The sequence below is a fragment of the uncultured Aliiroseovarius sp. genome, from assembly GCF_947497285.1.
GTDB lineage: Bacteria > Pseudomonadota > Alphaproteobacteria > Rhodobacterales > Rhodobacteraceae > Aliiroseovarius.
In genome coordinates, this window is the sequence record NZ_CANMFT010000001.1 from 296,069 (window position 1) to 308,683 (window position 12,615).

Annotated in this window: 8 protein-coding genes; 7 read left to right on the forward strand and 1 reads right to left on the reverse strand. The window is 51.1% G+C overall.

From position 1 onward, the window contains the following. Positions 1-42 precede the first annotated feature (42 nt). A complete protein-coding gene (locus Q0864_RS01420; protein WP_298565450.1) occupies positions 43-1,185 on the reverse strand; it encodes a cysteine desulfurase family protein in 1,143 nt (380 codons plus the stop codon). Positions 1,186-1,311: 126 nt separating this feature from the next. Here Q0864_RS01420 and Q0864_RS01425 point away from each other — a divergent pair, with 126 nt between their 5' ends. The 7 genes from Q0864_RS01425 (at position 1,312) to Q0864_RS01455 (ending at position 12,332) form a co-directional block, all read left to right on the forward strand. After that, positions 1,312-2,253: a DUF4007 family protein gene (locus tag Q0864_RS01425; protein ID WP_298565451.1), complete on the forward strand. Its 942-nt coding sequence runs from the start codon at positions 1,312-1,314 to the stop codon at positions 2,251-2,253. Next, positions 2,243-5,593, forward strand: a complete 3,351-nt coding sequence (locus Q0864_RS01430) for a hypothetical protein (protein WP_298565452.1) — start codon at positions 2,243-2,245, stop codon at positions 5,591-5,593. Before Q0864_RS01425 ends, Q0864_RS01430 begins: the two co-directional genes overlap by 11 nt. Further along, positions 5,586-6,425 carry a phosphoadenosine phosphosulfate reductase family protein gene (locus Q0864_RS01435; RefSeq protein WP_298565453.1) on the forward strand — a complete coding sequence of 280 codons (840 nt, stop codon included), beginning with the start codon at positions 5,586-5,588 and terminating at the stop codon, positions 6,423-6,425. Before Q0864_RS01430 ends, Q0864_RS01435 begins: the two co-directional genes overlap by 8 nt. A gap of 267 nt (positions 6,426-6,692) precedes the next feature. Then, complete coding sequence (locus Q0864_RS01440) at positions 6,693-8,357, forward strand: DEAD/DEAH box helicase (protein ID WP_298565454.1); 1,665 nt, start codon at positions 6,693-6,695, stop codon at positions 8,355-8,357. Continuing rightward, positions 8,354-10,120 (forward strand): ATP-binding protein, encoded by a 1,767-nt coding sequence (locus Q0864_RS01445; RefSeq protein WP_298565456.1) that lies wholly within the window; start codon positions 8,354-8,356, stop codon positions 10,118-10,120. Before Q0864_RS01440 ends, Q0864_RS01445 begins: the two co-directional genes overlap by 4 nt. Positions 10,121-10,199: 79 nt before the next feature. Continuing rightward, complete coding sequence (locus Q0864_RS01450) at positions 10,200-11,033, forward strand: phospholipase D family protein (protein WP_298565458.1); 834 nt, start codon at positions 10,200-10,202, stop codon at positions 11,031-11,033. A gap of 420 nt (positions 11,034-11,453) precedes the next feature. Then, positions 11,454-12,332, forward strand: a complete 879-nt coding sequence (locus Q0864_RS01455; RefSeq protein ID WP_298565459.1) for a zincin-like metallopeptidase domain-containing protein — start codon at positions 11,454-11,456, stop codon at positions 12,330-12,332. Positions 12,333-12,615: the final 283 nt, after the last annotated feature.

The window sequence follows — 12,615 nt, forward strand, 5'->3', positions numbered from 1 at the left end:
AGGCTCTTTTGAAACATCCTACCTGACCGAGGAGCGATCGATCTAGAGTACTGCTATAATGGCCTCGGCGGCTTCTAGAACTTCATCCGATGTATTGGTGTGCCCAAAACTAAAGCGTATGGAGGCTTGCGCTTCATCCGATGTGAGCCCGATTGCACGGAGGACGTAGCTTGGTTCCGAAATTCCCGAAGAGCAGGCCGAACCTGTAGAAGCTGACACGATCGGTTGTAATCGTTGGAGCATTTCTCCCGCATCGCGTCCTTCGAACCTTAGATTCGCATTGCCAGGATGGCGGGAGCAGAGCTTATCTCCATTCAATCCAATATGGTCGCGGTTCGATTGCAGTTTGTCTACGAAAAGATCTCGTAGACCTGCGACCCGCGCTCTCAAAGCAGATCCGGCTTCAGAGGAATGGAACTCCGCCGCTGAGCCAAGACCAACACACAAGGGAAGGGGCAGTGTGCCGGACCGAAGCCCACCCTCTTGCCCACCGCCGTGAAACAGAGGTTCAATCCGGTCCTTCAGCTCTCGGCTCACATAGAGCGCCCCAACACCCATTGGCCCACCAAATTTATGCCCCGACAGACTAACCATGTCAGCCATATCTGCATATTCTTGGAGGTTGACTGCGCTTGGTGCCTGCGCGAAGTCGGAGTGGAGGATTGCTCCCATATCACGGCAAAGTGCTGATATTGAAGCAAGATCTTGGATGGTCCCGATCTCATTGTTGACCAATGCCACGCTTACCAAAAGAACATCTTCACTTAGCATGTCTCGCAGTTTGTCGAGGTCGATGTGGCCTTTCCCGTTGACCGGAATCTCTCGAACCGCACATCCTTTTGTCTGAGCTGCATAGGCGGCACTTTCCAATATGCACTTATGCTCTGTCGCTGAAACAAGGATTGTCGTGCGCTGACTTTGCCGTTGCTCCGGAGTGCTCAGACCCTTGATGGCAAGATTGTTCGCCTCTGTAGCGCCGGACGTAAAAATTATCTCATCCGCATCGACTCCAAGGAGGTTGGCCACTTTGGCCCTCGAAGTCTCGGTAGCCTTATTCGCGGACCACCCTGTTGAATGTTCGGAGGAGTGCGGGTTGCCATGGAACTCAGTCCAAAACGGCTGCATTGCGGCCCGAACTGTTGGCAGCATCGGAGTGCTTGCTTGATGATCAAGGTATATGGTCAAAGGGTTTCCCTGCCAAATCGAAGGTTATCTGTAGACCAAGTTTGATCCTGGGGTCAAGCACCAGGTCGTCGTTGACCATCCCCTCGGAAGATCGCTATAACAACCACTAAGCGGGGTAGCAGATTTATGAAAAAGCAAACAACATTTACACAGGATTACAAGCCGCAGTTCTCCGGCCACGAGACCTTTCCGTTGCGCTACGGATGGTTGGAAAAGGCTTTCGAAGCTGTTGATGCTAGTGGCCTGAATAACAACAAGATATTTTCAGAGAGCGAGGCGATTGCGCATTTCGGCGTGGGCAAGAACATGGTGGCGGCAATTCGATTTTGGGCACAGGTCGCAGGTATTCTCACAACGGATGGGAAGGATGTAAGAACGACCGAATTTGGTCAGCAGTTACTTGGCCCCAATGGGTGCGATCCATACCTTGAAAGCGCTTCGTCTCTTTGGAAAATCCACTGGGATATTGCCTCCAATCCTAAGCATACAGCCACCTACTGGTTGTTCAATATTTTCAATGAACCCAACTTTGATCGCGATACTGTTCTGCGAAGACTGATGGAATTTATTGGTCAGCGTGGTTGGAAATTGCCAACAGAGAAAACGTTAACAAGCGATATAAGCGTCTTATTGGCTAACTACGTGCCTAGTGTCCCAAAGCGGGGCCCTAGCGAAGAGGCGTTCAATTCTCCGCTGACCGAGCTGGGATTAATACGGCGGCGCTCAAATGGAAAATTCAGTATGAACTTAGGGCGAAAGCCAGGCCTGTCTAACGGCGTGTTTCTCTATGCGGTGTGCGATTTTTGGGAGCGAACTTCTTCTGCTAACACGCTTGGCGTCCAATCAATGCTACTAGAGCCCGGGTCTCCTGGAAGGGTTTTCGTACTTGAAGAGTGGGAACTGATTGATCGGTTGGCCGATGTCGCCGACATGTCCGACGGTTTGATTTCTTGGTCTGAGACGGCTGGATTGAAACAACTTCTTAGACAAGAGGAGTTTCCCCAAGGTTTTGCAGAAAACCTGTGGTCCTCCGACATTTCTGCGTTGAGAGGTTCATATGCCGCTTAACGAAATTGTCTCGGTGAATGGTCGCTTTCTGCGATCTGTTCGAATTGATCAAGATGACCGTAATGAAGCCCTAGAGGGGTTTGTTTTTTCATCATCAGTAAGGGAGACCCTTAGTAATTTCTCACGCCAACAATTTGAGAGCGGGCAAGGCGCCTTCACTTGGACTGGCCCGTACGGAAGCGGGAAGTCGAGCCTCGCACTCGCCCTCTCCGCGTTGTTGAGTGGTAGTAAGCAAGAACGCGCAACGGCTGCGAGCAGGACTGATCCGGAGTTTGCAAAGGAACTATGGAAGTTACTCCCTCCGAAGCGAGATGGCTGGAAATGTGTGTCGGTCGTTGGGCGCAGCATGGAACCCTTCCAGCTGATCGGTGATTGTATCAAGGATGCAGGATTGGCGGCACGCCAAAGGAAGTTTGATACGCCTGAAAAAGTAATTGAGTACTTGCAGTTTTTGGCCGCCGACGACCGTGAGCATTCTGGAGGTTTAGTCCTCTTTTTGGATGAAATGGGGAAGCTACTTGAGCACGCGGCATCCTCAACAGGAGATGCATATTTCTTCCAGCTGCTTGGTGAAGCGGCGTCGAGAAGCGGTGGCCGCCTTATCGTTGTGGGTATCCTTCATCAATCCTTCCAAGAATATGCGAGCCGCTTGGCACGCGACATCAAAGATGAGTGGGGAAAGATCCAGGGTCGCTTCATCGACATTCCCGTCAATGTATCTGGCGATGAGCAGATTGAATTGGTGAGCAAGGCGATTATCGCTTCAGAGCAGCCGGATAGCGCTAGACGGAACGCAGAGGCAGCCACGGAACTACTTGCCGATGTTCGACGTGGCGCGTCCGTAGTTTCGAAAGAGTTGCTTACTAGCGCTTGGCCACTCAACCCGCTTGTTACACTGGTGCTAGGGCCTGCATCGCGTCGGAGCTATGGGCAAAACCAGCGTAGCATCTTCAGTTTCCTGGGCTCTTCCGAGCTGTTCGGCTTTCAGGACTACCTTGAGAAGGCGAGCAAAGAAGATCCGAAGGACTACGGATTGGCTGATTTTTGGGATTATCTAGATTTCAATCTGCAAGCTGCAATCGCCGTGTCTTTGGACAGCCATCACTTTGCAAATGCAAGGGATGCAATTGCGCGGTGGGAAGCGAAAGATGGCGGTGAGATCGGTGTGCAGCTGCTAAAGTCGCTGGCCATTTTGGAACTGACACAAAAGCAGACCGGAGTAGGTGCGACGCTGGGCGCACTTAGCCTGGCAATAAATCAAACAAGTGCTGCGGTAGAGGGGCTCTTGTCAGAACTTGAGGCGGCGTCGATTGTTGTTTTTCGAAAGTTCAGGGGCACTTACTCTCTCTTTGACGGGAGCGACTTTGACATTGAAGTGGCGTTGGATGAGGCATTGAGAGAAAGATCAGACTTCGATCTCAGCTCAATCTCAAACGCTTTATCTTCACCCAATATCGTCGCAAAGCGGCACTACCGTGAAACTGGTGCTCTGCGCTGGTGCGAACTCAAGGTACTGCTCGAAAGCCAAGTCGAGAACTATGTTACTAGCTTTACACCTACAAATGGATGCTTTGGCGCATTCATCATTTCACTGGACGATGCGACGCCAAGCATTGTTGAGGATTTTGGTGAGTATGGGTGGGGGGCCGACTTTGCGGTTGTGAGGTCTGAAAAATCGAAGAACCTTGTGGCGCTCGCACGAGAGCACTCCGCTTTGAAGGATATCTTGGCATCGAACCCCGAGATTCATCGAGACAAAATCGCGCGCAGAGAGCTTACCGATCGTATCGAGGCGATTGGGGGTAGGATTGAGCATGAAGTCTGGCAATTGATCGCAAGCGCAGAATGGGAAACTGGAATTGATGATCTCCCGATTTCCGCGCGCCGGAACCTCACAGTTTTAGCCTCAGAAATGGCAGACCGTCGGTTTTCGCAGTCGCCCAAACTAAACAACGAACTGCTGAACCGAACCAAGCCCTCGGCATCGGCCAATTCAGCGCTCAAGCTGTTACTGCATGCTGCCGTCCTTAAAGAAGGTATTCCGGGGCTTGGGTTTAAGAAGTTCCCAGCGGAAAAAGCTCTGTTCGTATCGCTCGTCGAGGCCAACGAGCTATACGTGCAGGAGGGCGACAGTTGGCAGTTTGTGCCGCCTTCAGGAGAGGACCCCGCAAATCTGTTGCCTATTTGGAAAGCAACGAAAGACTTCTTGAAGAAGCGGGGTAACCGCAACGTACAACTTACCGATGTTTATGACCTATGGCGGGCACCTCCCTTTGGGTTGAAGGACGGTTTGATGCCATTCCTTGCTGTGCTGTTCATGCTAGCTGAACGCCGGAACCTGTCACACTATCGGGAAGGTATTTTTTTATCGACTATTTCGGATGTCGACGTGGACTATGTTCTGAGAGCGCCGCAAATGGTCCAGTTGCGCTGGATCGAAATGAACCGAACGACCAAGAGGCTGCTTACTGAGCTGGCAAACGCGGTCGGTGAAGTTGTGGACAAACCAATCTCAACTCTAAGTCCGCTAGAAGTTGGACGCGCGCTCATCGCAGCTTACGAAACTTCAGCACCTTGGGTTCAACGAACCGCACGCCTTCCTGAGCACGCAAAAAAAGTCAGAGCGCTCTTCAAGCGTTCTAATGACCCACAAAAGTTCGCATTTGATGACATTCCTGGGCTTTACGGACAGGACATCGACATTCTCACAGATCAAGGAATCTCTGAGATCGCTCAAAACATCAAAGAAGGGCTCATCGAAATCCGCGCAGCTTACCCTGCGATGCTCACAAGAATGCGCGAACACATTCTGAACGAGTTACAAGTTCACGGGCGCACTGAGAAAGCGTACCGAGAACTGAATGAGCGCGCGAAGAATATCCGAGATGTTGCAGGTGACTTGCGGCTTCGATCTTTCATCACCCAGCTCACAAGCTTCGGAGATGACCTACAGTCGATGGAGGCACTCGCGGGGTTGGGCATCAACAAGCCTGCTAAAGCTTGGATCGATAGCGACATTGACCGGGCAATTGTTCAACTCACCTTGCTTGCGCAACAGTTCAACCAGCACGAGTCTGTCGCGCGCGTGGCCGGGCGGAAGGACAAGCGCTCCGCAATGGCCTTGATTGTCAGCGTTGATGATCGGCCCACGCCTGTGATGGAGGAATTTGATGTCTTGGACTCCGACGATGAGCAGGTGAACAACCTGAGTAGAAAGATTGAAGAAGTGTTGCAGGAAGCTGCGGAAGGCACCGGTAGAAACGTAATCCTAGCTGCATTGGCAAAAGTCGGGGCTGCGAGGATCAAACAATCGAACGCAAGTGAGGAAGTAGATGGTTGACAAAGTTAAACATGTTCTAGGTTTGTCAGGGGGCAAAGATAGTTCAGCCCTCGCGATTTACATGAGCCAGGCTCACCCCGAACTTGATATTGAGTATTTCTTCACTGATACGGGCGAAGAGCTGGATGAGGTTTATGAGTATTTAGCGATGCTCGAGGGCTTTCTTGGCAAGAAGATCCGGTACCTGGATCCGGGGCGAGATTTTAAGTTTTACCTAGCCCAATATAATCAATTCCTCCCGTCTGCCCAGACGCGTTGGTGTACGAAAGACCTAAAGATCAAGCCCTTTGAGAAGTGGGTGAAATCTGAATTCACCGAACACGGATATACAGTCTATAGTTATGTGGCGATCCGGGCTGACGAAGATTTTCGTCAAGGTTTGAACTCGAAAAATGGAAATTTGATTACCAAGCTGCCTTTCAAAGATGATGGGATCGACAAGGCCGGCGTTTTCGAAATTCTTGAGAACTCGGGTCTTGGCCTTCCCTCATACTACGATTGGCGTTCCAGGAGTGGCTGCACGTTTTGTTTCTTTCAGCAAAAAATCGAGTGGGTTGGCCTAAAGGAGCGTCACCCTGAAGCCTTCGAGAGGGCTAAGCAGATGGAAAAAACTTCTCTCGACCACGGATCGCCGTTTTCATGGAGTGAAGGGGAAACACTGCTTGAACTGGAAAAGCCTGAACGCATTGCTCAAATCCGCGCAGATCATGAAAAACGTGTCGAAAGAGCTAAGGCGAAGAGGAAGGTTGATCCTCTACGACCGGAACAAGGCGCAGTTGATCTAGATGAGATTTATGGCCAGCAAAAGGTGTGTTTGGCCTGCCATAAATGATCTGATGTAGGAATTTGTTTAGGATGCAGCAATGAAGGTCTTCGGAAGCGGGCTCGCAGATATACACCGTCAGATTGTTTCGTATGAACCCAAAATTGGGTTTTGTTTCCTCAACAGATCACTGAGCTCGCATTTAGGGGTCGTCGATGAAAAAGCATTTCCCTTCAGGGGCTTTACCAAACAGCGGAATCTGTCAAAGTATGTTGAAAGCGTACACCCTTGGGGCGAGCTGCTGGCGAGCAAAAAATCGAGAGAGTGGAAAACAAGATGAGTTCGAGCGCCGTAGTTGACGCCCTCGCAAGCATAGGTATCGCACGACTGGCGGCTTTTTGGGGTGAGAACCGGTTAGAAGGGCTTTCAGAGCTCGGGGTTAGTACTCGACCTCGCGCGGTAGCTGAAGCCATGCTGTCTGAGAGTGGGCTGGCTATCTTTAAGAAGCGAGACCTCAGAAACGCTGTACTAGAAGTGTTTTCGCCACAAATTATCCGAGACAAACTCGGCTCAGGGCCAGATGGTTGCCCTGTAACTATTCCACCGAATTTTACTTGGGGAAGAAATGAGGCAACGACCAATTTTCTAAAGCTGATGGACCTGAACATCGACGAAGCTTTCCCAAACGATTTGATGTCTGGCCCAGAGCCGCATCTGCAAACACACATTGAAAAACCCCTATTTGATTATCAAAACAGCATTAGAAAACAGCTTGTTAGTTTTTCGTTTTTGGAGGCAGGTGCCCACGCCAATGCAGCAAGCAGAAGAATCGTCGCACATATGCCGACAGGCTCGGGGAAAACACGAACAGCCATGGAATTCATTTCAGATTTCCTTAGGTTTAGCTGTTCACGTGAAAATCCCGTTGTGGTTTGGCTTGCTCATAGCGAAGAGCTCTGCGATCAGGCGGTTCAAACGTTCCTTAGCATTTGGACAAAACTGGGAACTGAGAATGCAAATGTTTACTCAATGTGGGGGGGCAGGAAGCCAGACAACATTGATCTGAGCAAGCCCTGTTTTATAGTTACTAGCTTTCAGAGTTGCTACTCTAGCATTCACTCAAACAAAAACGCTGATTTTGACCGATTTGCAGAAATTAGGCGCGAATGCAGTCTCCTGATTGTCGATGAGGCGCACATGTCGATGGCGCCGACTTACAAAAAAGCAATAGAGTTTCTCTGTAACTCGAGCACTACTCTGATCGGCTTGACGGCTACGCCTGGTAGGCATCACGTTGGGGGTGATGTAGCTCAAACCAAGGCTCTATCGGATTTTTATGGCAACAAAAAACTCACGATAGACCAGCGATTGACCGGCGAGCGAAACTCAATTGAGTATCTTCAGGATCGTGGGATTTTGTCTTCTGTTGAGCGTATGCGTCTCAACACCAGCGCTACTGTTAATCTTGACGCCGACGCAGTCAGGTTAATTTCCGATCTTTTAGACATCTCACCCAAAGTGCTGGCGGAGTTAGGCAACAACGCCCAGAGGACATTGGAAGTAGTCGCTGCAGTCGAAAAGCTTGCACTTGTTGATAAGAAACAGACCATCGTGTTTTGCCCATCGAAGCAGAATGCATCTGATATGGCATTGGTCTTAAGGGAAAGAGGGTGCGCGGCAAGAGCGGTAACCGGCGAAACTCCACCAAGCGATCGACGCGAGGCGATTGAAGATTTCAAAAACGGAAGTGTCAGGGTTCTCACAAATTTTGGTGTTTTGACAACCGGATTTGACGCGCCAAAGACAGAGGCCGTTGTGATTGCGCGTCCGACAACGTCGGTTGTGCTTTATTCACAAATGGTGGGACGGGGCCTTAGAGGCAATTCAGTTGGTGGGACGCCTAGCTGCACTGTGGTGGATGTGGTTGATAATATTGTAAATTTACCCAACGTGCCGCAAGCTTTTACGTATTTTGACGAACATTTCGGGGAAGCAAAATGAACAAACAAGACAAGCCAGTGCAGATTGTTGATGCGTACTTGGCGCTGAATGCATTGCGCCAAGTCGGCTATCGAAACACAGCTACTGCGGTAGCTGAATTGGTTGATAACTCGATCGAGGCCGAGGCAAAAAAGATAACCATAGTTACGCTGTCAGCCAGAGAACCTGTAGCAAAGCGTACGGTCTACCGAGTTCAAAAAATAGCGGTTTTGGATGATGGGCACGGGATGACACCGGATGAGTTGGGACGCTGTCTATCACTAGGTTGGGGCACTCGACTAGATACCCGAGATGGTCTCGGACGTTTTGGCTTTGGACTTAAAGGTTCGTCTCTTTCACAGGCGGAGCTTGTTGAGGTTTATGCTTGGCAAAATGGGTCGGTCCACAAGACGTATCTTGATCTACCGGAAGTCAAGGAAGGCAGACAGCAGTATCTTAAAAGCGTTGAAGAGACGGACCTTCCCAAAGAGATAGTTGAAGCGGTTGGAGGAAAGATCGGTAGCAGTGGCACGCTGGTCTTATGGTCCAAGCTAGATGGAGTGGATTTCAAGCGCCCGTCGACGCTCTTTTCTCGGATGCAGGAAGAGCTCTGCCGCATTTATCGGCACTTCCTGGATGACAATGATGATTATGGCAAGAAACGTGATGTGAGCTTGGTTGACTTCGATCTAGACAATAACAAAGTCGAAGCGTCGCACGAGTTGAAGCCCAATGATCCTTTGTACCTTTTGGAGCCGTCAAGCTGCCCTGACAGCGATGGAAAGGCTACGAACGTCGAGTTTGAGAAACCATATGCCATACCAATAGAGTATGAGCAGGGAAAATTTTCGGACATTGAAATTCGCCTTAGTATAGCAAAGCCAGAGACCCAAAAAATGGGTGGTAATTCAAATCTCGGCAAGCACTACGCACGCAATACTGGTATCTCGTTTGTTCGAGCTGGCCGTGAGATAGACTTTGGTTCCTTTGGTTTTCTAGACAGTGATACCAGGCAGAGGTGGTGGGGCGTAGAAGTACGTTTTAAGCCGGTTTTGGATGAGTTGTTTGGTGTTACTAACAACAAGCAGCATATTCGAGGCTTCAAGAAACTAGACCCGAAACACGACGTCGAGCAGATTGAAGCCTTGAACGAAGCTGCGGAGGACCCGGAGAATTCTGGCCACTACAAATCCTCATTGCACCTTGAGCTCAATCGAAATCTCACAGTTAAGATCAATGCAATGTTGGACGTTATTAAAACACGAAAGGAAGGGAGTTCTGCGGACCCATCTAAAGCCAAGCCTGACCCCGTTTCTGAAAAGGTCAATAAGGATGTGGCGGAGGATCACACTGAAACATCCTCAGACAAAGAGGCTGAGACCAAGTCGGAACAGGAGAAGCTGGCAGAACGTACAAAATATGTTCTGGAAACTCGCCCAGAGCTTTCTGAAGAAGATGCACAAGCGTTCGCCAAAGCAACGATTGACTACAAGGTTGACCTGAACAAGGGCAGTTGGCCTGGGACAATGTTCTTGGACCTGCAGTTCGTAGCAAATGCAGCGGTTGGAGTTATCAACACCCGTTCCCCATATTACGAAAAATTGTGGCAGCATGTCGAAGACTCTGGCGATGATCGAGCGCTGAGTGCTCTTGAAGTGTACACGATGGCTTATGTGCGTACTGAAGACGAGTTCAGGAAGACCCTAGATGGCGAAACCTTTGAGAAATTCCGTGACCGGTGGGGCTACTGGGTATCCAAACTCTTAGAGAATGTTGACGAGTAGAATGCTTCTCTTAGAGACGGGTGCTTTTCGAGAGGAACTTGCGTTTGCCTTGTCATCGGCAGAGCAAGAAGTCATCGTTATGAGTGCATTTATTAAGCTCGATGCGCTTAAGTGGCTTATTGAAAACAGTAAAACGAGCAACCTTACGGTCGTAGCCCGTTGGCAGCCGTCAGATCTAGCAGCTGGAGCCTCCGACCTGGAGTGCTTTTACCTCTGTGATGAGGCTAATATTCCATTTGGGATTTCTCAGAACCTGCATGGAAAAGTCTATATCGTAGATTCTAAGATCTTCATTGGTAGCGCCAATCTAACATCAAAGGGGATGTCCCTTTCGCATTATGTAAACGACGAGTTCGGAACTGGATTCGAATACGGTCAGACCGAGAAGATCAAAGTCCGGGACTATCTCGCTTCCGTAAACTGGCTTGATGTCAAAACTGTCGAATTGATGGCTGACTTCTTGAGAGGCTTTGGCGGAAACACGGATGTGCATTCGAATGAGTGGCCCCAAGAAATTTCTGAAAAACTTGGTTCTCAACCCCTCGGTGTTTGGTTTCACGATCTTCCAATGTGCAGCCCAAATCAGTTGCTAGCGCAGACGGCTGCAGCAACGGCAATTGAGCACGATCTAGATTGCTTTCTAGGCAAGAAAGGCGCTGCCGAAGGCGAGCTGTTGAAAGGCTTCATGTCGTCGCAAATTTGCTTTTGGCTTGAAGTGCAATTGCAGGAATACGGTGAGCTATCCTTTGGGAAGGTCACCTCGCTGTTTCACGACCAGATACTTGATGACCCTATGCCATATCGAAAGAACATCAAGGAAGGTGTGGCAAACCTGTTCGATTGGGCTAGCAGGTGCAACACAAAGTTTGAAGTGGCCAGGCCGCAGCACAGACAGGTAATCCGTGCGGTGTAGTAATGAGCCCGCGCTTTAGCGCGCGGGCGACATCTCCCAATAGACTGCACCGGGGCTCGACGGGCCGTTGGCCCGCTCACCGCGATCCAGACATCATCGATTCTGTTTTGTCCGCCCAACATCCCTGACCGTAGCGGTCAACCTTAGTCCATCCCCAAAATCAGCCACCAATTTCCCCTGTCTCGCGAGCGAGCCATTCCTCGCGGGGCAAATTGGCGTCTGATTTTGGCGCAGACATTTTCTTCGCAAATGTGGCCGATTGACAGCCCCGTTCAGGGCCGTGGGTCGGGCTTTGCCCTCTCCCACTCTGTTCCGCCGAATACATGCGTATTCGGTCAGATCAGGTGGCCGAGGCGCAGCCCATCGGCGGAAAGGGGGCGCGAAGCCTCACCCGCGTCACTTTGATCGAGGAGGCCACAAATGGCACCGAAGTTTGATGTTTATGCCCATGTCACCGGCACCATTATTGCAGAGATCGAGGCGGGCACGCCGCCTTGGCGCAAGCCGTGGACCGGAAGCGCGTCCGGCGTTGCCTTGCCGACCCGACACAATGGCGAGGAGTATCGCGGGATTAATATCCTGATGCTCTGGGTCATGGCCGCCAAGAATGGCTATGTTTCGAGCCGCTGGATGACCTACAAGCAGGCGCAAGAGCTGGGTGGCCAAGTCCGCAAAGGCGAAACGTCGTCGACCGTGGTCAAATACGGGACGTTCACCCGAGAGAACGAGCAGGGCATTGAGGAAGAACTGCCTTATGCGCGCGCCTATCGCGTGTTCAACGCGGATCAGATCGAAGGCTTGCCGGAGGATTACTACATCCGCCCCGAGGCCCCGCGCGATCTTGGCACAGCGGAAGATCCGGAGTTTGAGGCGTTTTTCAGCCGGACAGGGGCGGAGATCCTCACCAGCGACGACCCGCGTGCCTATTACAGCCCCTCCAAAGATCACATCCACATGCCGCCGATTGCCACGTTTCACGATGCGGCAGGCTACTATGGGACGTTGGCCCATGAGCTTATCCATTGGACCGGTAGCGAAAAGCGGCTTGAGCGGATCAAGAAATTTGCGAACCGCGAAGCCTATGCCTTTGAAGAGCTGGTGGCGGAAATCGGTGCTTGTTTCCTTGGTGCTCAGATTGGCGTCGCGCCGGAATTCGACCAAAGCGCCGCCTATGTTGAAGGGTGGTTGAAAGCGCTCAAGGAGGACAAACGGGCGATCTTTCGCGCGGCGTCCGAGGCGCAAAAGGCAGCCGATTTTGTCCTAGCAGCCGCAGGTCAATCGAAAGCGGCCGCAGCATGAGCGGCCCCGCAATTCTACCCCCGATGACGTGCCGCAAATGCGGCGCGTCAAACCCAGTGATCTTTCTCGCGCCGGTCATCGTGAAAGGCAGTTGCTCCTGTATTTGCTTGGATTGCGCCGAGGCCCGTTTCTGGCTGGATCCGGACGGCAACTTGAAAGCCGGTGTTGAGCTTTAAACGTCTGCGCCCCGCCTCATGTGGCAGGGCGCAGACGTTTTGAACGGGAGGAGAAAATGTGGCCCGTGCTGCTGTGCACGGGCCGCTTTGAGACATGGACTGTGCGG